The organism is Streptomyces deserti (assembly GCF_054782695.1).
Genome location: NZ_BAAGRZ010000037.1, coordinates 8,215 through 31,184 on the forward strand (window position 1 = coordinate 8,215; position 22,970 = coordinate 31,184).

General features: G+C 69.6%; 27 protein-coding genes and 1 pseudogene. 17 read left to right on the forward strand and 11 right to left on the reverse strand.

Annotated features, from left to right (window positions below; all coding sequences use genetic code 11):
• The first annotated feature begins 131 nt into the window (after positions 1-131).
• Positions 132-425, forward strand: a complete 294-nt coding sequence (locus ACYVMZ_RS34985; protein ID WP_461086904.1) for an alpha/beta fold hydrolase — start codon at positions 132-134, stop codon at positions 423-425.
• A 91-nt stretch (positions 426-516) separates the two neighbouring features.
• A complete protein-coding gene (locus ACYVMZ_RS34990; protein ID WP_461086905.1) occupies positions 517-789 on the forward strand; it encodes an SDR family oxidoreductase in 273 nt (90 codons plus the stop codon).
• A gap of 57 nt (positions 790-846) precedes the next feature.
• Here the strand turns inward: ACYVMZ_RS34990 and ACYVMZ_RS34995 are convergent, their stop codons facing one another.
• From ACYVMZ_RS34995 to ACYVMZ_RS35005, 3 genes are all read right to left on the reverse strand, one after another.
• Positions 847-1,056, reverse strand: coding sequence for a hypothetical protein (locus ACYVMZ_RS34995; RefSeq protein ID WP_461086906.1), 210 nt, complete (start codon positions 1,054-1,056; stop codon positions 847-849).
• 375 nt (positions 1,057-1,431) lie between these two features.
• Entirely contained in the window at positions 1,432-2,310 is an 879-nt protein-coding gene (locus tag ACYVMZ_RS35000; protein ID WP_461086946.1) for a helix-turn-helix domain-containing protein, read from the reverse strand.
• Between the two features lie 389 nt (positions 2,311-2,699).
• Entirely contained in the window at positions 2,700-4,010 is a 1,311-nt protein-coding gene (locus ACYVMZ_RS35005; RefSeq protein WP_461086907.1) for a cytochrome P450 family protein, read from the reverse strand.
• Between the two features lie 442 nt (positions 4,011-4,452).
• Between ACYVMZ_RS35005 and ACYVMZ_RS35010 the strand changes: the two genes are divergently transcribed.
• From ACYVMZ_RS35010 to ACYVMZ_RS35030, 5 genes are all read left to right on the forward strand, one after another.
• Positions 4,453-4,749, forward strand: a complete 297-nt coding sequence (locus tag ACYVMZ_RS35010; RefSeq protein WP_461086908.1) for a hypothetical protein — start codon at positions 4,453-4,455, stop codon at positions 4,747-4,749.
• Between the two features lie 192 nt (positions 4,750-4,941).
• Complete coding sequence (locus ACYVMZ_RS35015) at positions 4,942-5,601, forward strand: pyridoxamine 5'-phosphate oxidase family protein (protein ID WP_461086909.1); 660 nt, start codon at positions 4,942-4,944, stop codon at positions 5,599-5,601.
• A gap of 146 nt (positions 5,602-5,747) precedes the next feature.
• On the forward strand, positions 5,748-5,945 hold the full coding sequence (locus tag ACYVMZ_RS35020; RefSeq protein ID WP_461086910.1) for a hypothetical protein: 198 nt from the start codon (positions 5,748-5,750) through the stop codon (positions 5,943-5,945).
• Between the two features lie 47 nt (positions 5,946-5,992).
• Entirely contained in the window at positions 5,993-6,145 is a 153-nt protein-coding gene (locus ACYVMZ_RS35025; RefSeq protein ID WP_461086911.1) for a hypothetical protein, read from the forward strand.
• Positions 6,146-6,338: 193 nt separating this feature from the next.
• Entirely contained in the window at positions 6,339-8,348 is a 2,010-nt protein-coding gene (locus tag ACYVMZ_RS35030; RefSeq protein ID WP_461086912.1) for a spermidine synthase, read from the forward strand.
• A gap of 738 nt (positions 8,349-9,086) precedes the next feature.
• On the opposite strand, the gene ACYVMZ_RS35035 is transcribed toward ACYVMZ_RS35030, so the two are convergent.
• The 3 genes from ACYVMZ_RS35035 to ACYVMZ_RS35045 all read right to left on the reverse strand — a co-directional run bounded on the left by ACYVMZ_RS35035 (position 9,087) and on the right by ACYVMZ_RS35045 (position 12,314).
• On the reverse strand, positions 9,087-10,469 hold the full coding sequence (locus ACYVMZ_RS35035; RefSeq protein ID WP_461086913.1) for an FG-GAP-like repeat-containing protein: 1,383 nt from the start codon (positions 10,467-10,469) through the stop codon (positions 9,087-9,089).
• 49 nt (positions 10,470-10,518) lie between these two features.
• Positions 10,519-11,973: a hypothetical protein gene (locus ACYVMZ_RS35040; RefSeq protein ID WP_461086914.1), complete on the reverse strand. Its 1,455-nt coding sequence runs from the start codon at positions 11,971-11,973 to the stop codon at positions 10,519-10,521.
• Positions 11,974-12,158: 185 nt separating this feature from the next.
• Complete coding sequence (locus ACYVMZ_RS35045) at positions 12,159-12,314, reverse strand: hypothetical protein (RefSeq protein WP_461086915.1); 156 nt, start codon at positions 12,312-12,314, stop codon at positions 12,159-12,161.
• Positions 12,315-12,503: 189 nt separating this feature from the next.
• Here ACYVMZ_RS35045 and ACYVMZ_RS35050 point away from each other — a divergent pair, with 189 nt between their 5' ends.
• Positions 12,504-12,746 (forward strand): DUF6411 family protein, encoded by a 243-nt coding sequence (locus ACYVMZ_RS35050; protein WP_461086916.1) that lies wholly within the window; start codon positions 12,504-12,506, stop codon positions 12,744-12,746.
• 30 nt (positions 12,747-12,776) lie between these two features.
• Positions 12,777-13,733, forward strand: coding sequence for a polyphosphate kinase 2 (gene ppk2, locus ACYVMZ_RS35055; protein ID WP_461086917.1), 957 nt, complete (start codon positions 12,777-12,779; stop codon positions 13,731-13,733).
• A gap of 46 nt (positions 13,734-13,779) precedes the next feature.
• Here the strand turns inward: ppk2 and ACYVMZ_RS35060 are convergent, their stop codons facing one another.
• From ACYVMZ_RS35060 to ACYVMZ_RS35070, 3 genes are all read right to left on the reverse strand, one after another.
• The gene (locus ACYVMZ_RS35060) at positions 13,780-14,142 is read right to left on the reverse strand and encodes a hypothetical protein (protein ID WP_461086918.1); all 363 of its coding nucleotides are present in this window, start codon (positions 14,140-14,142) and stop codon (positions 13,780-13,782) included.
• A gap of 42 nt (positions 14,143-14,184) precedes the next feature.
• Positions 14,185-14,619, reverse strand: a complete 435-nt coding sequence (locus tag ACYVMZ_RS35065; RefSeq protein WP_461086919.1) for an ATP-binding protein — start codon at positions 14,617-14,619, stop codon at positions 14,185-14,187.
• A gap of 297 nt (positions 14,620-14,916) precedes the next feature.
• Entirely contained in the window at positions 14,917-15,102 is a 186-nt protein-coding gene (locus ACYVMZ_RS35070; RefSeq protein WP_461086949.1) for a hypothetical protein, read from the reverse strand.
• Between ACYVMZ_RS35070 and ACYVMZ_RS35075 the strand changes: the two are divergent.
• Positions 15,097-15,207, forward strand: a pseudogene (locus ACYVMZ_RS35075) (IS5/IS1182 family transposase); the annotation flags it as partial. The gene ACYVMZ_RS35070 and the pseudogene ACYVMZ_RS35075 sit on opposite strands and share 6 nt — an antisense overlap.
• 935 nt (positions 15,208-16,142) lie before the next feature.
• Here ACYVMZ_RS35075 and tpg read toward each other — a convergent pair.
• Both tpg and tap read right to left on the reverse strand, forming a co-directional pair.
• Positions 16,143-16,700, reverse strand: coding sequence for a telomere-protecting terminal protein Tpg (tpg, locus tag ACYVMZ_RS35080; RefSeq protein WP_461086920.1), 558 nt, complete (start codon positions 16,698-16,700; stop codon positions 16,143-16,145).
• Positions 16,701-16,709: 9 nt separating this feature from the next.
• Positions 16,710-18,944 (reverse strand): telomere-associated protein Tap, encoded by a 2,235-nt coding sequence (gene tap, locus ACYVMZ_RS35085; protein WP_461086921.1) that lies wholly within the window; start codon positions 18,942-18,944, stop codon positions 16,710-16,712.
• Between the two features lie 38 nt (positions 18,945-18,982).
• On the opposite strand from tap, the gene ACYVMZ_RS35090 reads away from it, so the two are divergent.
• The 7 genes from ACYVMZ_RS35090 (at position 18,983) to ACYVMZ_RS35120 (ending at position 22,941) form a co-directional block, all read left to right on the forward strand.
• A complete protein-coding gene (locus tag ACYVMZ_RS35090) occupies positions 18,983-19,300 on the forward strand; it encodes a hypothetical protein (RefSeq protein WP_461086922.1) in 318 nt (105 codons plus the stop codon).
• Between the two features lie 113 nt (positions 19,301-19,413).
• A complete protein-coding gene (locus ACYVMZ_RS35095; protein WP_461086923.1) occupies positions 19,414-19,536 on the forward strand; it encodes a hypothetical protein in 123 nt (40 codons plus the stop codon).
• Between the two features lie 87 nt (positions 19,537-19,623).
• Positions 19,624-19,818, forward strand: a complete 195-nt coding sequence (locus ACYVMZ_RS35100; RefSeq protein WP_461086924.1) for a hypothetical protein — start codon at positions 19,624-19,626, stop codon at positions 19,816-19,818.
• A 131-nt stretch (positions 19,819-19,949) separates the two neighbouring features.
• On the forward strand, positions 19,950-20,228 hold the full coding sequence (locus ACYVMZ_RS35105) for a hypothetical protein (protein ID WP_461086925.1): 279 nt from the start codon (positions 19,950-19,952) through the stop codon (positions 20,226-20,228).
• A gap of 557 nt (positions 20,229-20,785) precedes the next feature.
• Positions 20,786-21,403, forward strand: coding sequence for a GNAT family N-acetyltransferase (locus ACYVMZ_RS35110; RefSeq protein WP_461086926.1), 618 nt, complete (start codon positions 20,786-20,788; stop codon positions 21,401-21,403).
• Positions 21,404-22,013: 610 nt separating this feature from the next.
• A complete protein-coding gene (locus tag ACYVMZ_RS35115; protein WP_461086927.1) occupies positions 22,014-22,190 on the forward strand; it encodes a hypothetical protein in 177 nt (58 codons plus the stop codon).
• 214 nt (positions 22,191-22,404) lie between these two features.
• Positions 22,405-22,941, forward strand: coding sequence for a hypothetical protein (locus ACYVMZ_RS35120; protein ID WP_461086928.1), 537 nt, complete (start codon positions 22,405-22,407; stop codon positions 22,939-22,941).
• Positions 22,942-22,970: the final 29 nt, after the last annotated feature.

A 22,970-nucleotide genomic window follows, 5' to 3' on the forward strand; every position in this document is an offset into this window, starting at 1 on the left:
GTCTCCCTGCACGAGGCTGACTGACCCCCTGGCCAGAAGTGGCGCGTGCGCGCCGGGCGGCGCTGCGACGGGCAGACAGAGGCTGATTCCGGACAGAAGCCGCTCAGTGCGGCAAACACCCCTCGCCCGCGATGATCGCGGTTTTCCTCGAGGTCTTCCTCCAGCAGGCCCACGCCCCGCTCGTGCCGATCGCGCGGGCATTCGCCCGCGAGGACCGTTACCCGCGCCTGGCCGAGATCACGGTCCCCACCGTCGTCATGGTCGGCTCGGCCGATCGCAGCACACCGCCCAGCCACGCCCGGCGCCTGACCGCCGGCATACCGGGCGCACGACTGATCACCGTGCCGGACGCAGGACACATGCTGAACTGGGAGAACCCCGACGCCTTGGTGCAGGCCATCGTCTCCCTGCACGAGGCTGACTGACCCCCTGGCCAGAAGTGGCGCGTGCGCGCCGGGCGGCGCTGCGACGGGCAGACAGAGGCTGATTCCGGACAGAATGTGAACCGGCCCGGCAATGGCTGACAGCACGGTGCGATCCGCCCTCCGATGCGGCTTGGGTAAAGAGGTCGAGCAGCCGTGTCGGGCGGAGGGCCAGGTCAACACGCCCATGGGACGGGATGCCTCGGCCGGGCGGGCGTCCCGGACCGCCTCGTTCGCGCGTATCCCGCTGGACCGCCAGAGCAGCGCCTGGGACGTGGCGAAGGCCGTCACGTTTCTGCTCTCCGACCGCGCCTCCTACATCACGGGCCAGAGCCTGGTCGTGGACGGCGGACTCAGCGCCGTATGACGCGCGGCGTCCCGATCCGCGGCCGGCCGCCGCCCTCGGCCGCGGGCGACCGGATGCTCAGTCGGCGCCACGCCTCGAGGCGAGCCCGAGCACCAGCGTCTGGCGGGCGGCCCGTGCGATGGTGGCCAGACGGGTTCGGGCGGAGTCCAGTTGGTACTGCAGCAGCACGCCACGAGCGATGCTCTCCACCAGGAACGCCTGCGCGACCACGTCGACGTCCGGGCGGATGCTCCCGTCCGCGATCCCCCGCCGGATGTCCTCCTCCACGCCGGTCCGCACCAAAGCCGCCCGACCACGGCCCGTTGCAGCCGTACGGGGACCGCGCCCCTCGCGGCGTCCGACGTCTTTGGGGCGGCGTACGTCGTTTCCGCTCGCTTCTGGATAGCCCGCAGGGCCGCACCGCTTCGTTGACGCCTACGTGATTCCACGACCCCGGACACGACCTGGTCGTCCCGTCCACGCCGGAGTCGTCGCTGCTGGAACGGGCTTCCGGTCGTCGGTCCCGGGGTCGTTTGGTCCCGGCCGAGGCGGGGATGGTCCGAGCAGCGACTTCGCCGACCCGGCCGTCGTGTCGCCCCCCTGCGGACCCGTGACCACGCGCAGGGCTCCCCGGACCCGGCGAAGGACATGACGGCGTCGCCGTCAGCGGCTCTGTCGGCGCATCTCGCGGGGGCTCGCCCCGAAACGCCGGCGGAACGCGGTGCTCAGGGAGCTGGCGGAGGTGAAGCCGGAGGCGTAGGCCACGTCCGTGATCGTCATATGTTCGCAGTCCGCGCACCGGAGGTATTCGCGGACCAGGCGCAGCCGCTCCTCGCGGATCAGGTCGCGCGGGGTGGTGCCGACGCGCTGGAGGGCGAGTTGGATCTGGCGCAGGGACCAGCCCAGGGCGCGGGCGATGGAGCTACCCGTGAGGTCGGGATCGGCGGCGTGATCGCGTGCATAGCGGTGGACCATCGCCTCGACCTCGGCCAGATGACCCGGCACGTCCGGGTGGTCGTCACCGGCGACGAGCATGCACAGCAGCTCGACGATCCGGTCGCACACGGCGTTGAACTGGGTGGCCGTGAGGGTGTCGCGCTGGTCGTGGACGTCGAGCAGCATGCCGTGCACCACGCGGCCCAGTCCCCTGGTCAGGTCGAGTCCGGCGGCCAGGGGCGTTTTGCGGCCCAGCGGGCTGTCGATCTCGTGGGCCGGAATGGAGAGGATGAAGCCGCGCAGGGAAGCGTCGTGGAGCAGTTGGAAGGGGGCGCCCAGGGTCATCAGGCTTCCGGCGCCCGGGGCCAGCCGTGCCTCCTGGTCGTCCTGACGCAACAGGAGTTCCCCGGACAGCGGGAGTATGAAGCGGTAGTCGTGGTCGGGATGCTGGCGCACCTGACCGGGTGTGCGGAGGTACTCGAGGGTGTCGGACTCCCAGGCGACGAGGTGTTGCTGCGCTGACGGACGGTCGTGCCGCGGAAGGCGTCGGGGCGTGCATAGTGGTAGTCCATGTGGGCCTGGTAGGACCCGATGTGCGCGCTCCAGAACTCCGCTCGCTCGTGGGGTTCGACCTCACCCGTCGAGTGGGACTCCACGCTGTACGCCCCCGCGGGCGAAGCCCCCGCCGCCACCACGTACCCCCTGCGTCTTCGTTCGCCCCTGCTGTCAAATTGTCAACTATGTGCCGTTACTGATGATCTTCACGTGGTGTCGCGCTGGTGCTGGCCATCGCCGCAGCTCAGGCGCGCGGTCGTCGGCGACATCACGCGGCGAAATTCAGTAGCGGCAGTTGGTCGGGACGGAGAGTAGTGCAGGCAAGCGATTACCGTGACCAGCCCGCGGTGCTTCGGCATATGCGGTGGCGGTCGGGTCATGCACAAGGTGTGCGAGGCGCTTGGTGCGCCTGGTGGCAAGTTCCTTGCGTGCGGGCACAACTACGGGGTCCGGGGTACGGCTCCCGTCGGCCACCCGCCGGTCGACAGAAGCACCGGCAGGGCGCGGTGCCCGTTGGAAATGAAGGAGTCCACGGGCACCAACTCCTCCGAGGGAACGGCCAGTCGGAGGCCTGGGAAGCGGTCGAAGAGGGCCGGGAGCGCGACGCGGGCCTCCAGACGGCCGAGCGGGGCGCCCAGACAGAAGTGCACGCCGTGGCCGAACGCCAGGTGCTCCTTGTCGGCACGCGTGACGTCGAAGACCGACGCGTCCGCGCCGTACCGCTCGGGACTGCGCCCGGCCGCCGCGTAAGCGGCCAGGATCGCCTCGCCCTTGCGGATCACCAATCCGTCGGCGGCGCCGAACTCGGCCAGCGGGAGGTCGTCCACGGCGTACCGCAGCGGCAGGCTGGCTACGGGCGCGTCCACGCGCAGCGACTCCTCGACCACGTCGTCCCAGGAAGCCTCGCCCGCGCGGACGTAGGCGAGCTCCGCAGCGTGGGTGAGCAGGGCGTGGATCGCGTTGTCGAGCAGGTTGACCGTGGTTTCGTGGCCGGCGCTGACCATGAGAAGCAGGGTGTCGAGCAACTCCTGCTGGCTCAGCCGGGTGTCGCTCTCACCGTCGTGTGCCGCGATGAGCGCGGTAGTCAGGTCGTCGCCGGGTGACTCCCGCTTGACGGCGACGAGTTCGCCGAGCACGGCGTAGAACCGGGCGTAGATGTCGGTGACTTCTGCCGGGGCGGCGGAGGTGTGGAAGATGCCGTCCACGACGGCCCGCAGCTCCGGGTGCTGCTCCTCGGGCAGGCCCAGCAGTTCGCTGATCACCCGGATGGGCAGCGGGTAGCAGAACTCCTCGCGCAGATCGACCACTTGGCCGCTCGCCCCGGCCTCTGCGACCCGGTCGAGCAGTGCGCGGGTGATGTCCTCGATGCGGGGTCGGAGCGCGGCGGTACGGCGGGCGGTGAACGCCTTGGCGACCAGGGCGCGCAGCCGCCTGTGGTCGGCGCCGTACGCGGTGAACATGTTCTGCACCGCGACCCAGGTGAACAGGGGCCACTCCGGAGGGATTTCCCCGTTGATCCACTTGGGCCAGTGCCGGCGCGGGTCCTTCGACACCCGTGGATCGGTGAGCAGCTCCTTCAACAGCATGTGACTGCTCACCGCCCATGCCTCCACCCCACCGGGCAGTTCGACGCGGGTCACCGGTCCCCGCTCCCGTATCCGCGCGGCCTCTCCGTGGATGTCGCTTCCCGTCGCATCGATGACCACGGGGCGCTGGTCCTGGTCCGTCCCTGCGGGGTGCTGGTCTTCCATCAAGGCCTCCCTCGACTTGAACACCGATACGAGGAGTAAAGCTACTTGAGCGTAATGTGCCGGAGCGAGAAGCGCCGGAGGCACTGCGCATGACGACAACTTCCTTGCGCAGAGCGGCAAGTCGGCAAGCCCGAGCGGCTCGTTGGTCACGGCATCAGAGGCAATACCGGAGTGAGCCATGACAGTGAGTAACGCCGCTCAGTGGGTGCCGTACCAGACGCTGGAGGTCCGCGCCGTGCCCGCCGGGCAATGGTGGGACGCGTGCGGGTGCCGATCCGAACGGGATCCGACCTGCTCCGACTCCTCGGGGACAAGACAGGCGCCGTGATCGAGGACGGCTACCGCGGCAGCCTCTACGCTGCTGCGCCCGAAGTCCGCCGATCACTGCCGGCTGCCGCAGATCCATGTGCTCGGGCCGGGCTGGTACGTCGCGGTTCCACCCGTGCATCGCACATCCGGTCCCGGGCTGTCCTGGCGGGTGCCGCTCGCACCCGAGTGGCAGTGGACGGATCCGGACCGGCTGTACGACGCGCTCCGTGCCGCGGCGGCCGCTGCCGTCGGGCCGCCCCCGCCGGCCGGGGTCTGCTGCCGCTGCGAACGCGTCACTGAAGTGCCGGTCCTGGTCAGCGTCGTGGCACACCGCGCCTCGACGGGCCGGGCGGTGTACGCCTGCCCCGACTGCGTCGTCCACTGCCCGCCCGGCCCCGGCAGCCAGGAGTGGCACGCGACCACCCCCTGAGCCCGGCCCCCGGCCGCCCGTTACCCTGAGCCCGGCCGGGGCGGGCACCAGCGGTTGCCTTCGACGTCGGTGACCTCGAAGTGCCGTGCGAGCGCGTGCTCCACTCGCTCGTGCACGGCCATTGGCCTCCCCGGCCTGCAAGTGATCGAATTGGTCAGCTTGCGAGCCGAGCAGAGCTTGTCAGGAGGACCGTTGAATCACGATGAACGGGCAGGCCGGCCCGGAAGCCATGGCGAGCACCAGATCCAGCATGAGTTGGGCACGACCGGTCGCGCCGAACGTTTCTACGACGATCAGGTACTGGACCGGCTCAATCCACGGATGAAGGAGTTCCTGGCCCGCCAGGAGATGTTCTTCCTCGCTACGGCGGACAGTCGCGGCGAGTGCGACAGCACCTTCCGGGCCGGCCCACCCGGTTTTCTCCGGGTACTGGATGATGCGACCGTGGCGTACCCGGAGTACCGCGGGAATGGCGTCATGGCCTCCCTTGGGAACATCCGGGAGAACCCGCACGTCGGCATCCTGATGATCGACTTCTCCCAGGATCGTATTGGCCTGCATGTCAACGGCCGGGCACAGTTGGTCGCCGATGAAACGATGCGCCGGAGACATCCGGATCTGCCCGTCGATCCAGTGCCCGGCCGCCGTCCGCAGATATGGGTGGAGGTGCAGGTCCAGGAGGCGTACATCCACTGCTCGAAGCACATTCCGAGACTGGTCAGGGCACCACTGCGGCACTACACCAACGGCGGGGCCGGTGTGGCCACCGGCGAGCAGGCGTGGGGCACTGACGACGTCAAGCGCAAGGGTGGCGACTACTTCGGAGCCGCTGCCCGGCCCCGGACGAGCTGACTTCTCGCTGGGACCAGCCGACGGACGCGCCCCGGGCAGCTGACGAGGATCGAGGGAGAATCACCTGTTCAAGTAGGACCAGTCACCGGTGCGGGCATACCCTGGACGTCTGCCCGCCGGCCCGGCCGACCTGGTACGGCGACCGGATGCAGGCCGCGGCGGATCGTGTCGACGCCGTGTACGGCGTGGACCTCGCCGCGCTGTGGCCGCGGCTGTGGCCGATCCTCGCCGAACCGGCCCAACGGCAGATCCAGTGGCCCCGCGACTCCTTCAGCGCCGCCGCGCGCCTCGCCGCCTGGGCCGTCGGTTATGCCGGCTCGCCGGGTGGTGGCCGGCCGCGCTGATCGCCGTCGGCTGCGGGCCGGTGGCGCGTTCCCGGGCGAGGGGTGCGGTGGCCGCGCTCGCCGGTCTCATCGAGACGGCCGTGGACGCACACGGTCGCGAACTGGCGGCCCACATCGGTCTGATCACGACGGACTCGACGGAGCGGCTCGGGTATGAGACCGGGGACCCGATGTCTGAGCTGTTCAGGAAGATCGACTGAGGTCGGCCCCGGCAGGCGGCTCGCCGGACGCCCGCCGAGCCGGCTGCCCGGCCGGATGGCCCGCCATGTGAGGGCCCGTAACCTGCGTGCATGTCCGGGCTGCAAGACCGGCAAGGCGCCTCGACTCGCCGCACCGGAGATGGCACCGTACATGCGCATGAAGCTGGGTGAAACCGGGCAAACGGTAAGTTCGGTGCGCTGGAGGCTCGTGCTGGCCAGCACCACCATGCTCTTCGTCGAGCTGGCGCTGATCAGATGGGCGGGCGCCAACGTCGTCCACCTCAGCTACTTCTCGAACTTCATCCTGCTGGGGTCGTTCCTCGGCATCGGCATCGGGTTCCTGATTCCGGCCGCGCGCGGACAATGGCTCAAACGCTGGACACCGATCCCACTCGCGCTTCTCGTCATCCTGGTACGCGAGTATCCGGTGCAGGTGCGTCAGAGCAGCGACCAGGTCATCTACTTCACGGCCGTGAAGACCACCGGGCTGCCCGAGTGGGTGACGCTGCCGGCCATCTTCCTGCTGACCGCGGTCATCATGGCTGGGATCGGCAAGATCACCGCCGATCTCTTCCGCCTGCTTCCCTCACTCGATGCCTATCGCTACGACCTGCTCGGCAGCATCACCGGCTCGGTGTCCTTCGCCGCGCTGTCCTGGATCCGCGCCCCGTCGGTCGTGTGGGGCGTACTCGCCGCCGCGGCCCTGCTGGTCCTCGGCGGACGCCGCAACACGCTGTTGTACGGCATCCCCCTCACGGCGATGGTCGCCGCGCTGTTCCTGGAGACGACAACGAACGGCATCTCCTGGTCGCCCTACTACAAGATCGAGCTCAAGGCCTCGACGTCCGCAAACCGCACCTACCGCATCTCCGCCAACGGCGTCCCCCACCAGAGCACCGCGCCGCTCCCGGCACTGATGCGGGAGAACTCGCCCTACCGGCAGGCGTACGACCAGACACCCCACAACCCCCACAAGCGTGTGCTGGTCATCGGGGCCGGAAACGGCAATGACGTCTCCGTCGCGCTGGCGCACGGAGCGCAGCGCGTGGACGCGGTCGAGATCGATCCCCGGCTGCAGCAGATCGGAGCACAGCTGCACCCCGCGAGGCCGTACGACGACCCCCGGGTGCACGTCCACATCGACGACGGACGGGCCTTTCTGGAGCGGACGAACACCAAGTACGACCTCATCGTCCTGGCGCTGCCGGACTCGCTGACGCTGGTGGCCGGCGCGAGCAACCTGCGCCTGGAGAGCTACCTGTTCACGCGAGAGGCATTCGAGGCCGCGCGCGATCACCTGGCGCCGAACGGCGCGTTCGCCATGTACAACTACTACCGGAAGAGTTGGCTGGTCGACCGCTTCGCCGGCACCCTCGACGACATCTACGGCCACGCGCCCTGCATGACGACGTTCAACAAGAACGCGGCCGTACTGGTGGCCGGGATGACGACCGCAGACCAGTCCTGCAAGCAGACCTGGCAGCCCAGCGGGGCGGTCCCGGCGGCCGCGAGCGACGACCACCCCTTCCCGTATCTGCTCCACCGGAACATTCCCACGCTCTACCTGGGCGCGCTGGGCACCATCCTGCTGGTGACGCTCCTGTCGGTGCGCCTGGCCGGGGTTCGTATCCGCAGCACCTTCCGCTACACCGACATGTTCCTGCTGGGTGCGGCCTTCATGTTGCTCGAAACGAAGAACGTGATCGGCTTCGCGCTCTACTTCGGTACGACGTGGCTGGTCAACGCCCTCGTCTTCATCGGCGTCCTGCTCTCCGTCCTCGCGGCGGTCGAGCTACGGCGCAGGCTGCGACGGGTCAACCAGGTCCTGCTGCAGCTGCTGCTCTTCGGCTCCCTCGCGGTTGCCTGGCTCGTCCCGGCGCAGGCGGTGCTTTCGCTGCCCTTCGCCGGGCGGCTCGCCGCCGCCATCGCCCTGGCCTTCGCCCCCATCTTCTGCGCCAACCTCATTTTCTCGGACCGCCTAGCGCTCGCTCCCGACCCGACATCAGCGTTCGGCGCGAACTTGCTGGGCGCGATGACGGGGGGTGCGCTGGAGTACCTCGCCCTGGTGACGGGGTATCAGGCGCTGCTGCTCGTCGTCGCCGCGCTCTATCTGGGGGCATGCGTCGCCATGCGATTCGCCGGGCGCGGGCCGGGCGCACAGGCGACGCAGGTGCCGGACGAGCAGGCAGCTCTCAACACCTGACATGGGATGGGGGTGCGTCAAGGGGGCGTGCGGGATCCTGCCCGTTCACGAGCGCGCCGGGCCTGGGCAGCGGTGTGAAGCCGGCAGGAGACAGCGTTGGAGGCGTGTCTGCGCGACGCGCGGTCAGCCTGATATCCGCGGGTTGGCTACCGCATGCCCGGTTGTGCGTCGGGAGTATGGACGTCCGTCTGCCATCCGTACGCCACTTCACCGCTACTTTGCCCGACCCCGGCTGACCGGGCTGCGGCAGTGCTTCGATGACAGCGCGGGAGTGGATCTTTAGCGCCGTCAGCGGAGTCCGCTGCCCGCAGGAAGTGTTGGTGCGCTGCGTGCTCGGCTTGGATCAATCGACGCCCTGCCGTCGTTTCCGTTGTCAGCCTTGCCCGCGCGGTACGAGGCGCAAGTGAGCCGCTGGGCAGAGCGTCGCAGGCCAGGCCGGTCGTTCGTCGTCTCTGCCGGTGCCCCAGAGGTGTTTAGCGTCGTCCGTTCAGGCGCCCGCCGCTGCCGACTGCGGAGACAGCGCCGTGTCCGGCTGGGCGGCCGTGTAGCGGCTGGCGGCTTGCATGCTGAGGCATGCGGTGAAGCCCGGCCACGAGACGGTCGTCGATGCGGTAGCGCCGGGCTCGCTCGTCCCGCTGCAGGAGAGGGCCGGCGCCGTCCGGACCGACGCGGCCCTGCACCGCCTTGATGCACTACCGCCACCGGACTCGCCGCCCCCTTGCATCACATACGCGACCGCTACTGAAGCATCCCCTTGACCACGTCACCCTCCACGACCGTGGCCCCGGAGGTCGTCACCCCCGACGACGAACCCCGCAGCACCACCGAGCCGTAACTACCCTCGACGTGCAGGTCCGCCTTGCCGTCCCGGTTGGTGTCGCGCAGCCGCACCGTGCTGCCGAAGAAGTCGTCCATCTTCAAGTCGCCCGGAACGCCGGCGGTGTTGCGGGCGAACCACTGTGAACCCGTGACCGAGAGGCCGGAGGCCCGCCCGTACAGGATGTGGACCCCGCCCGCGTACTCCTGGCCGCCGAGGGCCTCCCCGTAGACGCCGATCGCCAGATCCCGGTAGCCGTCGCCGTTGATGTCGCCGGACGAGATCGAGTCGCCGAGGGAGTCGTACGTCTCCGGGGTGCCCTCGATGCCAGAGGTGGCCTGGGTGAAGCGGGCGTTCCTGTCCGGGCCGGAGGACGTGCCGTACCAGACCGTGACGCGGCCCTTCCATTTGTCGTGCAGCGGTGTGCCGATGGCGATGTCGCCGTAGCCATCCTTGTTGAAGTCGTTGATGACGCCGTCGCCGCCCCGGTCGGACTCGCCGCCGTTGCCGTCCTGGCGCTCCAGGCGGAGCGTCTTGCCGGGGTAGAGCTTGGCCTGGCCGCCCGAGATGAACCAGGCGTCCGAGGCGATGTACGTGTCGGTGACGACGTCGCCGATGATGACGAGGTCGGTCTTGCCGTCGCCGTTCACCTTGCCCGCGATCACGGCCGTCGAGTAGAAGCTGAACGATTCCTTGTCCAGGGCCGAGACCGAGCCGTACACGCCCGACTTGCTGATCGCGCCGCGGTAGACGTACGTCTTGTGCGCGTTGACGAGGGCCAGGTCCGTCTTGCCGTCGCCGTTGAAGTCGCCGGTGGCGAGGTCGGAGCCCATGCGGGCGTACGACTCCCTGGGGCCCTTGTTCGGGATCGTGAGGCCGCCGGAGAGGCCGCTCGCGCCGCCCCAGAGGACGGTGACGGCGCCCTGGTCCTCGCGGCCGTCGACGTTCTCGCCGGTGGCGGCCACCGCGAGGTCGCCGTAGCCGTCCCTGTTGAAGTCGGCGGCGGTGCGGACCTCGCCGAAGAAGTCGTCCGTCTCGTCGTCGCCGGGGACGCCGGGGCTCGCCTGGTCGATGAACTGGGTCCTCGTGCCGGGGCCGTTGGCCGTGCCGAAGGTGACCAGGACGCCGCCGCCCTTGCTGGTGTAGTCCGGGCCGTACGAGAAGACGGCGTAGTCGCGGTAGCCGTCGCCGTTGAAGTCGTCGGCGTACTTGGCCGCGGCGGCGGAGGCCGGGGTGGTGAGGGTCAGTGGTGTGACCGTCGCCGCCAGGAGGGCGGCGAGGGCCGTTACCGTGCGCTTGCGCATGAAGATGTCCTGTGTCGGAGATGCGGACAGGTGAGAGAGGAAAGAGGGCTCAGCTGCCCAGGGTCGTGCCGAAAGCCGAAGCGCCCGAGGTGGAGACGCCGGTGGCGGACGGGCCGAACACCGAACCCTTCGTCAGGCCCTTGAAGAACCAGACCGCGCCGTCGCCCCCGTCCTCGCCCGGGCCCGCGACCGTGAGGTCCGCCTTGCCGTCCTTGACCGTGTCGGCGAGCAGGACGCGGCCGCCGAAGCGATCGTTGTCCTCCGAGGTGCCGGGGACGCCTGACGTGGACTGGGAGAGGGTGAGCGCGCCGGTCGCCGAGAATCCGGTCCTGCTGCCGTAGAGGATCGTCACCGTGCCGGTGTCCTCCGAGGTGCCGAAGGACTCGTACGTCGCCCCGACCGCGAGGTCCGCGTGTCCGTCGCCGTTGATGTCGCCGAGCGAGACACCTCCGCCGAAGCCGTCGCCGGACTCCGAGGTGCCGGGGACGCCCGTCGTGGCCTGGGTGTACGAGGCGGTCCTGCGGGTCTCGGTGAACTGGGCCTCCGGAGCGCCGTACACGAGGCTGACCTTGCCGCCGAGTGCGCCCGAGGGATCGGCCGCGCTCTCCCGGTGGTTGCCGGCCACGATGTCGGCGTAACCGTCCTTGTTGACGTCGGCGACCGAGGAGAGGTAGCCGCCCGGGAGGTACTCCAGCCAGTCGGTGAAGTTGGTGATCCGGCCGTCGGCCCAGGCCGTGATCGCGTCGTCGGTGCCCTTGGCACGGCCGTGGACGATGAGACTGTCGAAGCCGGCGCCCAGCACGTCGCCCGAGGACAGGTACTCGACGCCGTACGTGTCGTCGAACGGCCGCGACCCGTGGCCCATGCCCGCGGACGTGGAACCGCTCATATGCTCGCCGGACCGGGTGAACGGGCCCTTCATGATCTGGATGTTGGAGTTCCCTGTGGCGCCCACCGCGACGTCGTCGTCCCCGTCGCCGTCGAAGTCCCCGGCGGTCAGGGCCTGTCCGTAGTGGTCGCGGTCGTTGGAGATGATGTTCTCGACGGTCGAGGCGCCGGACAGCCCCGCCGAGCCGCCCCAGACGATCACGACCGTGCCGTCGTCGGGGTCGGGATTGACCTCGTAGCCGATGTCCTCGCCCGGGGCGCCGACGACCAAGTCCGCGTAGCCGTCGCGGTCCAGGTCCGCCGACGTGACCGCCTTGCCGAAGGCGTCCGAGGTCTCCGCGCTGCCGGGGACACCGGTCGAGTTCTGGGTGATGGTCTGGTACTTCGTCGTCCTCAGGCCGGTGGACGAGCCGTAGACGACGGACACCGCCCCCGCCTTCGTCTTGCCGCCGACCGTGGCACCCGGCGCGCCGACCGCGAGGTCGCGGTACCCGTCGCCGTTGAAGTCGTACGGAGCCGCTGGGGTCGCCGCGTGGGCGGCGGGCACCGCCAGGGCGAGCGAAGTCAGGCCGGAGGCAAGGAGGCAAGCGGCCATCAGGAGCGGGCGTGTGCGCAAGGCGTCTCCAGGAGGGAGGAGGGCCCGCGCCGAGTGGGGCGGCGGGCCCAACTGCCGTAAGGGTGTGCGAGCAGGAGACCACTGGAGGGGCAGGAGGGTTGTACGGGAGTTCGGTGAACTTTTGGGGTGTGGGGCTGGTGTGTCGTTACCCCGGCCTGCCCCGGCCCGCGTGACCGGATCGGCCGCTACTGACCCATCCCCTCGATGGTCGCCCCGTCCACAGTCGTGATGCCTGCCGTCGTGATGCCCGCATCGGAGCCCAGCAGCCGCAGGTTGCCGCCCATGTGGCCCACCACGTACAGGTCGGCGTAGCCGTCCCGGTTGCCGTCGCGCAGGCGCACCGTCGTACCGAAGTAGTCGAACCCCGAGATGTCGCTTGGTCGGTGTCGTTCGGCTGCTGCCCCTGGGTGGCTGGGGTGCTGCTCTGGCTGCTGGAGAGCAGACCAGTCCCGGGTCGGAGCCTTCCTTTTCACATGGGCGGGTCAGGGCGGGGCACTCGTGGATCCGTCCACTAGCGAAAGGAGCCGATCATGGTAGTAGCCGCCGTTGTCGCCGTGTGTGTGGTCCTGGCCGTCCTGGCCTTCCTCGTCCCCCGTCTCTCACGCCATCCCGAACGCGGCACGCAACGTACGCTCGGTGCCGGGGCGCGGGCCGGTGGCAAGGCGCCCGGCATTCTGGGCCGGCTCTTCAGCAAGCCCTTCCACACCAGTTCGCGCGCGGTGACGCGCAGCGGTTCGGCAGGCCGCCGCTCCCGCGGCCGCATGCCCTTCTGACCGACGGGCGGGCCGAACGGGAACCTGGTGATGAACGGCGAAGACGCGGACAAGCTGCTGGACGGGCTGACTGTGGATACCAGTCGGCGAGAGCAGCCGATCGTGCTGGACGGAGACGGGCGTCCCATCCGGACCTGGCGGGAGAACCATCCGTACGACCGTAAGGTGGGCCGCAAGGAGTACGAGCGGACCAAGCGCATCCTGCAGATCGAGCTGCTCAAGCTCCAGCGGTGGGTCAAGGACACCGGCGCACGCGTGGTCGTCGTGTGCGAGGGGCGTGACGCGGCGGGCAAGGGTGGCACGATCCAGCGGCTCACCGAGCGGCTCAACCCTCGCGGCGCACGCGTGGTCGCCCTGGACAAGCCCACCGACCGCGAGGCGAACCAGTGGTACTTCCAGCGGTACATCGCGCATCTGCCGACGGCCGGGGAGATCGTCTTCTTCGACCGCTCCTGGTACAACCGAGCCGGCGTGGAGCGCGTGATGGGATACTGCTCCAAGGACGAGTACGAGCTGTTCCTCGACCAGTGCCCGGCCTTCGAGCGGATGCTGGTCGACGACGGCATCCTGCTGGTGAAGTTCTGGTTCTCCGTATCCCGCTCCGAGCAGCGCACGCGCTTCGCGATCCGGCAGGTCGACCCGGTGCGCCAGTGGAAGCTCTCCCCCACGGACGTGGCCTCGCTGGACCTCTGGGACGACTACACCGAGGCGAAGGTCGACATGTTCCGCGCCACGGACACCGCACACGCCCCCTGGACCGTCGTCAAGAGCAATGACAAGCGGCGCGCCCGGCTGGAGACCATGCGCAGTCTGCTGTCGCGCATCGACTACGCCAGAAAGGACCGCGAGGCGGTCGGCACACCCGACCCGCTCATCGTCGGCGCGGCCGACACGCTTCTGGAGCCCGGTGAGGAGGACACCACACTGTCACCCACTCCGCTGTCTTCCGACGCCGACGGTCCCGGCAAGCACCCCGGGACTGACTGACACTCACGAGACCCCTCCCGCCCGTCCGATGGGGCCAGGGCCTGCGTCATCGCTGCGCGGAGGCGCGCCTTTTTGTGCGATGGTCGTAGTACGCCCACATGGTCACCGCCACCATGGCAGTGAGCCCGACCGCCAGGACCCGCGCGGCGCCACTGGTCGCGAAGGCGACCAGCCCGGTGAGCCCCGCTCCGCACAGCATGATCACACGGCTGATGAAGCGGTACTCGGGCGGCTGGGGATCCTCCCGGTCCTTGAGGTCGTGCAGGGCGTCACGAGCCGGATGTGCACAACCGCGCCGGGCGCGGGCGCGGTATGTCAGTCCGTAGCTGATCAGCGCGTACAGCGCGAGAGCGCCCAGCCCCCAGAGCCAGATGTAAGGATCATCACTCGATCCTCGTGCCAGACACACGACACTTCTCCTTCAGAGGCGGGCTTCACCGGTGAGCAGAACTCAACTGCTGCTGCCGCCATACCGGTCGGTACCGGCATCGGTATCGGCGGGACAGAAGCATGCCGTCACCGTCTTGCCGTGCCGCTGGCACCTCATCCCCCACGCATCGGCGAGCTTCCGCACAATTGCTACTCCGCGGCCGGAGACCTCCCCCGGCTGTGGTTCGCGCTGGCGCGGCAGCGTCGGGTCCTCGTCGTGGACGCTCACATGAAGGCAGTCGCCGTCCCACGTGAGGACCAGCTGCGCGTCGCTGTGCGCGTGGATATGCGCATTGGTGATCAGCTCGGACACAGCCAGCACGATGGCGTCCACCGTGTTCGGCTCGGCAGCGGCCCAGGGCAGGGACTCGAGACGCCTGCGTGTCCACTCCCGTCCGGCACGCACTCCCCCGGACATGGGAAACGAGTGCGCCCATCCCATCGCCTTCACCGCCACTGCCCCGACATCCTCTCCTTCGTCCCCACACAAGTTTGTGATGAACCGTCTACCCGGCATCCGCCTTGACAGCCATAAGGACGCCCCTCCATGACCGCAATCGCCACCTCGGAATGCCCATCGCGGCTTGGACACGTTGCTGCGCTTGCTGGCGTTCCCGTCTGGAGTGCGCTAGGTCGGCGGCGGCCTGGCGGAGGAGCCGGAGCTGGGTGTGGGCGGCGATGACGATTCACGTCCAGCGGTCTCCGGCCTCGGGGGTGCGGATCTTCGGACGGGTCCAGCCCAGGGTCTGCTTCATCAGCCGGAACGTGTGCTCCAGGTCGAACCTCCTCGGCGCGGGGACGGCGGTGTCAGGTGGATGTTGGTGTCCAGGGTGAGGGCCTGGTGGGCCCAGTGGTCGGCGTCGCGTAGTTCGCCGCGGCGCAGGTGGAACAGGTGCAGGCAGTAGGCGGCGGTGGCGTTTCCTGCGCCGGCGGCGAGCAAGTTATGGCCGCCCTGAAGCAGTGGCGCCTGCTGCGGAAGCTCCGCTGCAGCACGACCCGCATCACCGACATCGTGAAGGCCGTCCTATTCCGCCACCTCGCCACTTTGGGCTGGGTTCAGCCGGCAGCATTCACCAGGTCCGTTAGTTCGGCCTCGGTAGTCCCGGCCCGCAGACGAACGTCGAAGGTGTAACTCTCATCGCAGAACACCAGGTCAAGCCGCGGTCGTGGAAGTCGCGTTGGACCTGCTCGTCCCAGCCCCAGATGGCCGTGATGTAGGCACCATGGCGGCTTTGTGCAGCAGGAAGCAGTACTCGCTGTCCGCGGATGTGGCCGGCCGCAGGCCGATGGCCGTCCCTGGCGTACGCAGAGCCCGCTGGGCTACGTCACCCTGTGCCCGCCGTGCTCAGGGGACACCTTCCAGTGGTACACCGGCCACCTGCGCGGCGTGCTCTACGACTTGCCCGCGTGCGTACCACCCGCGCCGACGACTACCTGTGCCGCCTGTGACTGCCATGACCATGGCTTTGTACGCGGCCCGCTGTGCGGCAGCTGCGACACCTTCGAGGGCAAGAGCTCCCCACGCAACGGCCTGGAGCAGCAGGAGGGGGCCGTGCTGCACCTGCTGGAGTGCCGTGGCTGCCTGGAGCGGCGGTCCCTGCCCGGCCGGTACCACGTCGGTATCGCCCAGAAGCATCTGGAGGCGACCGAGCGCCACAGGCGCCAACCGTTGGCCCGGCACCGCTCACGGCGCGCACCGCTTTCAGCTGGAATGTTGGTGGCACAGCGAGACGTGGATCAAGGACATTACGGTGCCCGATACCTCGGCGCTCTTACGGGACTTCGTCGACCAAGCGCTGGCCGCCGCACAGCCAGACACCGCGGTGCCGGCCGCGCGTCAGGCGTCGGACACGACGTCGCCTGCATGACGCGCAAGTCCTCAGACACTGGCGTGGCGTGCCAATTGGCCCGCCAGGGCCCGGCGGATACGTGAGCGAGCCCCGGAGCGGTGGTCTGGGGCTCGCGGCTGTTCGGGGAGGTCTACAGGTCGAACTCGATGTGCTCGATGTCGGTGAAGCGCACCTCCTCCAGCATGCCCGCGCGGCGGCCGCTGTCCTGGAAGTACACCTCCTTGAGCCCTTCGGCCGCGATCTCCCGCAGATGCTGCTCGGCGGCGCCCTGTTCCTGGGCCTCGAAGAGACGGGCGGCGTACTGCGGCGGGAGCGCGACGGTCAGGTGCCGGAGGCGGGCGTCGTCGGTAGTGCCGATCGGCGCGGTGTAGCCGATGCGGGCCCTGGTGTCGATGACGATGCCGCCGGTGGTCGCCGCCCGCTCCTTGGCCCGGGCGCGGATCTGTGGCTGCCACCGCTTCTTCACCTCGCGCTCCAGGCGCGCGGCGAGGTCCGGGCGGGGCTTTTTGATCTGGTCCTTCACGTACCGTTCGACGGTGCGCTGGGAGATGCGCAGCATCTGGGCGACCGGCCTGGTGCCCTTGAGCTGCTTGACGAGGTACCGCATCTGCGCGGGCGCGCTCTTGGGCGCCGGGCGGGTGAACGCCTTTTGCACCGCGGCGTCCAGGCCGTCCCCGAACAGGCTCATCGCCCTCTCCTACTCTCCGTTGTCGATGTCGGTGACGGTGCCGTCCTTGATGTAGCGGGCGAGGTTGAGCTCCGGGGCGTTGAACCGCTCGCGGACCTCTTCGCCCCACAGGACGGTCTGGGTGCCCTCGTGCTTGACCAGGCCGGGGTTGATGCCGAGCTTGAAGCCGCCGGGCAGCGGCTTGCCGTCCCGGTACGGCAGGAAGTCCAGTGGCGATTCACCGTTGGCCGCGTAGACGACGCAGTCGGACAGGATCGCGACGGGGTACTGCCCGGTGAACGCGGCGTGCTTGACGATCTTGCGGTGCAGATTGATCCGGGTGCGGGAGATGACCGCCGCGCGGATGTCCGGCCGCCACGTCGGCCGGGACAGCGCCCGCCACGGCTCGCCCGGCCGCCAGCCCTCACCGCGCGGGCGCTCGCGCAGCTTGCCCAGGCCGCCCTTGACGGTCGCCTTGACCGCCGAGACGACGAGCGCCAGCTGCGGGTCGCGCTCCTTGTAGCCGTCCATCGCCGCGAGGAAGTCGGCCGGCGCCATGTCCGCGTGCACGCCGAGGTCGCCCATCGTGGCGAGGTAGGCGTCGCGCAACCGGTTGTACCAGCCGTCCAGGTAACGGCCGTTCTCGTACCGGACGTATGCCTCGATCGGCGCGACGTCGTAGCCGAGCTCCACTGCGTAGGCGACGGTGGGCGTGGCGTACCAGGCCGGGCCCTCGGGGCGCTCGCCGTTCGGCGTGAACGGGCTGGGCAGCAGACTCGCGTCCAGTTCCACCCACTCCTTGCCGACCTTCACCCTCGACAGGTCGACGTGGGACAGGTCCACCAGCCACGAGCCGGGCAGCTTCGCATCGAACACCGGCGCCTTCACGTGCGTCGGCGCACCGAGGCCGACGACCAGGCCGTTGGCGCCGGCGGCGAAGGCCATGTTCACGTCGATGCCGACCAGGTACCGCAGGGTGCACTCGGCGTCCGTCATCGGCCGCGCCCAGTCGTACGCCTCCTCGAACAGCTTCTCGCCGGGGCCGCGGACGTGGAAGCGCGGCAGGTCCGCAAGGAGCGGGTGCCCGTCCGGGGCCTCGCACGGCGCCGGGTCCACCGGGTCCTTGCCCAGCGAGCCGGGGTTGTGCTCTGAATGCCGCTTGCCGTTCTCGTCCGGCGCGGTGGCGCGGGTCGGCGGGTGCAGCGCGGTCATCAGCTCCAGGCCGGTGACGGCGGTGGAGCCGCGCGGCGTCATCACCCGGGACGCGTAGACACCCAGCACGCGGGCGAGCTCCGCCGGCGGCAGCTGAGCGGCGTTGCCCCAGTGACGGGAGTCGAGCGCGTGCCAGGACGGGATGCACAGCTGCACGCAGTTGCGCTCGGAGCCCTGCGCCGGGCGGTAGATCCGCGCCCAGGGCCCGAACCCGCGCTTCGTCAGCTTCCAGTCGGCGCGCGCCAGCTGCTTGACGACCTTGTGGCTCTCTGGGATCCGCCCGGCGAGCCGCTCTTCGTCTGTGAGGGCGACGGGCAGGCCGTAGCGCTGCAGCGCGGCCTCGGTGAGCACGAGCAGCGGGTCGGCGTCCTTGCCCGGGCCGGACAGCTTCGGCTGCCCGAGCTTCGCCTCCTTCAATGTCCACTCCACCAGGGACGGGAGGGACTTGGCGGGCACGTCCAGGACCAGGCCGCCGGTGCAGTACGCGAGGACCTGCCCGTCGGCGTCGACGTCGACGACCGCCAGCGGGCCGTTCTCGAAGCGCGGGTCGGTACCGCCCGCCGGAGTGTTGGCCGGGGCCGCCTTCCGCGTGGCCGGGCGGCGCGACGTCGACGTGCTCCTGGCGGTGCGCGCCGGACGCGGCACGGCCTGCGCAGCAGGAGCGGAGGGAGCGGCCGCCGTCTGGGTGCTCTCGTGTTCAGTCGTGTCCGCAGCCTCAGAGGCCGGTCCTGTGGACAGAGTCCGCGCTTGCGTCAGGTCAGGCTGGGTGGTGAACGTGGCCGGCACCGGGTCCGGAACGGCGGCGGGCGCAGGGTAGAGCTCCGCGAGCTTGTTCAGCAGCCGCGCGTACGCCTCACGCTCCGGGCCGCGCGGCTCGACCGGCTTCTTGACCGACTCCCAGCCGGACACAGTCGCCCGGCGCACCTTCAGCGCGGCGGCCACCTCGTCCAGCGTCAGCCCGTGGGCCTGGCGCAGCCGCTTGCGCTCCTGCGCCGGCGGCAGCGGAGCGCGGGACGCGACCAGCGCGTCGACCGCGTCGAACAACTCGGACATGAAACACCTCCTGACCGACACGCTATCCCATGAACCGTATGGATCGCGTAAGCTTGACGTACGGATCGCGTACGACACAACGGGCGCGACTCCCGGGGTACTTCTCCCGAGCCGAGGAACATGCTGTCGCCGGTAAACGTGCAACCTCCCAGGCTCAGCGCGCCTTCGCCCTTGCCTTCACCCACCGCGACCAGGCCGCTGACGAAATCGACCTCGGCCACCAGCTCCTGACCGGCCTCGTCCTGCGGGTCACCACCGCAACCGCCCAGATCGCCGAACTCATCCGCGACGCCGGCACCACCTCAGACATCGAGGACCGCGCCGAGCGGCTGCGCACCGCCTCGAACTCGCCCTGACCTTCCACCACCCCGTCCGGGGCGCCGACGAGCAGGTAACCGGCTGCATCGCACACCCACGGGAGCTCACCCGCAGCGGCGGCTACGCCTGCTACACCGACATCGCCCCCCCCATGGTCGACCTGCCCCTCGAGGAGTCGTCGGGCGCGCAGTGGGTCGACGGCGACCTGCCGACCCGGCAGCGACGGCGCGACCTGGTCATCACGCGTCGCGTGCATCTGGCTTCCCAGCAGTAGTCAGGGGTGGGTTGGCCGGGAACGGGCCGCCCGCCGCATCTCCCACGCCCGGCCGTCAAAATCACCCACTCATTCACGGAGGTTGCGATGAAGTGCTTCTGGCTGTCCGCGCTGTGCGTGATCGCGTCGTCATGGCCGTGCTCACGCCGTACGTCTTCCGCCACCAAAACGTGGCAGGCCGTCGGCTGGTCCGTCATGCTCCTGAGCACCGTCGGCCTGATCGGCATCCTGGTCCGGATCGAAGGCCAGACGCGAGCTATAGGCCGACGCGCCCGTGACTGATCTGGCAGGAGTGCCAGGTTCAGCCGATTACGGACCGGGCAAAGGCGACGGTGCCGGCGAAGGCGCCCCCCGCGGCCAGTACCGCGACAGCCCATGCGTTCCCTGCCAGCACGGTCAGTACCCCGGCGGCCATGGCGATCTGCAAGCCCATCAGCCAGGATCTGGACATGCCCCTCTCGGGCGACGACGGGCTGAAGGAGATCGAGGACGCAGCCGATGACCATGCGGACGAGATCTCCTGCTTCGGCAGCCCGCGCATCATCCTTCGCAAAGGCACGGCGTCGGCGTCGGCACCCGACTTCACCGCCCGGACGACCCTGTACAGCTTCTGGGCGAACTACGGCGCGGTCGGCGTGCTCGACTTCTTCCCCCCGCAGGGGCAGCACGTGCCGATGGAGTGGCCGCCCTGACGAAGAACTTCGTCGCTGGGCACTCAAGGCCACCAGCGGCACCTGACATCCGCCGCCCGTGCGTCCCGGGGCGGACATGGGCGGGCCAGGCGTCGCGGAAACCGTTTCGGCCAGTTCCTCACCCTGAACCGCATCATCAACGGTAAGGACGCCTTCTACGTCACCATCAGCTGACCGCCGGCGGCCGGGACGAAGGGCCGCTCGATCAGCCGCTGGGCCGGCGCCTGGTGGCGAGGGTCGGATCAAAGGCGTCCAACAGGGCCACTGACCGCAGGACGCGGCGTTCGTCGGGGGTGAGATCGGACAGGGCCGAAGTCGTGGTCGAAGTCGGCCGGGATCGGTCCGCGGCCGCAGCGGATCTCCAGGAACCGCAGCACCGTTGACCCCCATGGGGTGGGTGGCGCCGTTGCGGCCCGCGCTGCGGGCCTGCGACGGACGTCCCGGAATCGGCTGCCGCAGGCCCCATGGTGACGTAATGTGTGCTCCTGGTTAGGAGTCATTACCTGGCCGCTGGTACGGACATACTTTCGGGAGGGCTGATGGTTGCGGACTTAGTTGTGACCTGGGTGGCGGGCTGGGCCGTGTCCCGGCGTACACCCCGGCCGGCCGAGAAACCCTGGGGGTTTTACATCGAGGTGGCCGACAACCCTGACGAAGTGGGACGCCACGTCCTGCCAGAGACTGAAGAGCTGTTGGTCCGCAGCGCCGCTGCCTCGGTGTCCGTGCCGCGAACCTGGATGAGGATGCCGGCGAAGCCGGAGGAGGTCGAGCCCCGGTTGACCCCGGGGTGGGTGGTGGCCTGGGAGGAGACCGGGCACCTGATGGCCATTGACCTGATGGCCACGAACCCGGTCGTGCCCGAGGGGTACACGGCGACTACGGAGACCGCCGGAGCGGTGACCTGTGTCCGAGTCCTGGATGCGGCAGGCGAGCAGGCGGCCACGGGACAGATGGCGGCCCTCGGCGAAGCCGTGGGCATCGACCGAGTGCTGACCGATGAGGCCCATCGGCGGCGTGGGCTGGGCAGCGTCGTGATGCGCATGCTTGCCGACCGTGCCCTGGCGGAGGGCGCGGCCCTCGGCGTTCTCGGCGCGACCGACGCCGGGCGCGCGCTGTACGAGTCGCTGGGCTGGAAGAAACACGCCACGCTGGCGGAGTGCGTCTACCGACCCTGATGTTCCCCGTGACGGCTCCGACGTCCTTACCGGGCATGCCGACGCGAGCACCAGGCCGGTGGCGGTAGTGACCGCACGGGGTGCGAGATTGGCGATGATGGTCTTGGCGCGAACCTGCCACTGCGCTCCGAGCCGCCGCCCCCCTGTCCGCCCCGGAGCGCGGCGCCATCACCGTCTCCTCCGCCTGCGCCCTGGCCCCTTCCTTGGCAGGAGCCCTCGCCGTGGCCCGTCGCGTACATCTGACATCGCCGCGAAAGCTCTGCTGCTAGACGCCGTTCTTTCTTGGCGAGGGCTCCGCGTGCCCGGGTGCGGGGAATCCGCAGGGAGCCGCCGCCATGCTCCACGATTCGGCACCCGGCTAACGCCAGGGGAGCCCGGGCCGAGACCGGCGGCGGCGCCGGACAGAAGGAATGCAACCCGAGCGCCGGCCGTCCTGATCGAGCGACGCTGAGCGGCACTGCTCCCGGACGACGTTGGCGTGTGCCCAGGGTGGGCGGCTTGGGCGCTCCGTGAGGGATCATGCAGTCATGACGCGTCCGTCGCCTCCCCCGTCCAGCCACGGGCCAGCCGTCCTGGATGGATTCGAAACTGTCGGCGGTGATCCAGCGGATTGACCGGATTCTTCACCGAGTACTACACGCCCGAGGTGTACTCCAAGGCCGGTATGGCCTGGATCCACGACAACAGCATGATCATGGTGCTGCTGCGCCACCCCCCGGAGCTGCGCACGGCTCTCGCGGGGCTGACGAACGCCTTCGTGCCGTGGCACACCGCCAGAGGACGGTGACGTGACATCTGGTCATCGCCTCCTGCCGGTGCGCTCCCGGCGGGCCAGCAAGCGCTGCGCCCGGGCCCGGGCGGTGCCGGCACGGCACCCGGCACCCGCGTTCTGCCCCCTTATGGCACAACAATCATGCGAGCAGTGCGTGGCGCCATGTCCCCTGACGCCACACAGGTGAGCATGTTCGGGCCCAGCTCTCTTCCCGTACAGAGGTGATGCGATGCCCGACCGCGCCGACCATGTCAGTCCTGAGAACGTCGCGCCGAGGTGGAGCCTGCGGCACCGGCCGGCGGAGCAGTCGCTGTTCAGCGGCGTCTACGGACTGGTGCTGGCCAGCGCCTTGGTGGCGGCCCTTGACGCGGCGGGCGAGAAGGCCGATCCCGGATCGGACGCGCTGTGGGTACTGCTCACCGCGCTGGCGTCGGGCGCCGCCCATGGCTACGCGCACGTCATCGCCCAGCGTGCGTCCGTCGACAGATCAGCCACCACGAGCAGACTGCGGTTGGTGCTCGCCGAGTGGCCCCTGGTCGCCGCCGTGCTGCCCACCGTGGGGATTCTGCTTGCCGCGGTAGCCGGGTGGTGGGCAGAGGCCACGGCTGTGGACGCGGCCCTGCTGTTCAACACCGTCGCCTTGTTCGGCTGGGGCGCCTGGGCCGCCCGCACCGCCGGGCACGGATGGCTGTCCTCGTGCCGGGCAGGGGGCTTGGACATGCTGATCGGCCTGGTGATCATTGTCGCGAACGCCGTGATCAAGTAGGCAGGCGGCGGCGTGCCGCGCCGGGGCGA

Bases quoted from the DNA above. Each gene is read 5' to 3' on its own strand.
- ACYVMZ_RS34985 (WP_461086904.1), top strand. From the start codon at position 132: ATGATCGCGGTTTTCCTCGAGGTCTTCCTCCAGCAGGCCCACGCCCCG.
- ACYVMZ_RS34990 (WP_461086905.1), top strand. From the start codon at position 517: ATGGCTGACAGCACGGTGCGATCCGCCCTCCGATGCGGCTTGGGTAAA.
- ACYVMZ_RS35005 (WP_461086907.1), bottom strand. From the start codon at position 4,010: ATGGAAGACCAGCACCCCGCAGGGACGGACCAGGACCAGCGCCCCGTG.
- ACYVMZ_RS35020 (WP_461086910.1), top strand. From the start codon at position 5,748: ATGCAGGCCGCGGCGGATCGTGTCGACGCCGTGTACGGCGTGGACCTC.
- ACYVMZ_RS35035 (WP_461086913.1), bottom strand. From the start codon at position 10,469: ATGCGCAAGCGCACGGTAACGGCCCTCGCCGCCCTCCTGGCGGCGACG.
- ACYVMZ_RS35050 (WP_461086916.1), top strand. From the start codon at position 12,504: ATGGTAGTAGCCGCCGTTGTCGCCGTGTGTGTGGTCCTGGCCGTCCTG.
- ppk2 (WP_461086917.1), top strand. From the start codon at position 12,777: ATGAACGGCGAAGACGCGGACAAGCTGCTGGACGGGCTGACTGTGGAT.
- tpg (WP_461086920.1), bottom strand. From the start codon at position 16,700: ATGAGCCTGTTCGGGGACGGCCTGGACGCCGCGGTGCAAAAGGCGTTC.
- tap (WP_461086921.1), bottom strand. From the start codon at position 18,944: ATGTCCGAGTTGTTCGACGCGGTCGACGCGCTGGTCGCGTCCCGCGCT.
- ACYVMZ_RS35090 (WP_461086922.1), top strand. From the start codon at position 18,983: ATGGATCGCGTAAGCTTGACGTACGGATCGCGTACGACACAACGGGCG.
- ACYVMZ_RS35095 (WP_461086923.1), top strand. From the start codon at position 19,414: ATGGTCGACCTGCCCCTCGAGGAGTCGTCGGGCGCGCAGTGGGTCGAC.
- ACYVMZ_RS35100 (WP_461086924.1), top strand. From the start codon at position 19,624: ATGAAGTGCTTCTGGCTGTCCGCGCTGTGCGTGATCGCGTCGTCATGG.
- ACYVMZ_RS35105 (WP_461086925.1), top strand. From the start codon at position 19,950: ATGGCGATCTGCAAGCCCATCAGCCAGGATCTGGACATGCCCCTCTCG.
- ACYVMZ_RS35120 (WP_461086928.1), top strand. From the start codon at position 22,405: ATGCCCGACCGCGCCGACCATGTCAGTCCTGAGAACGTCGCGCCGAGG.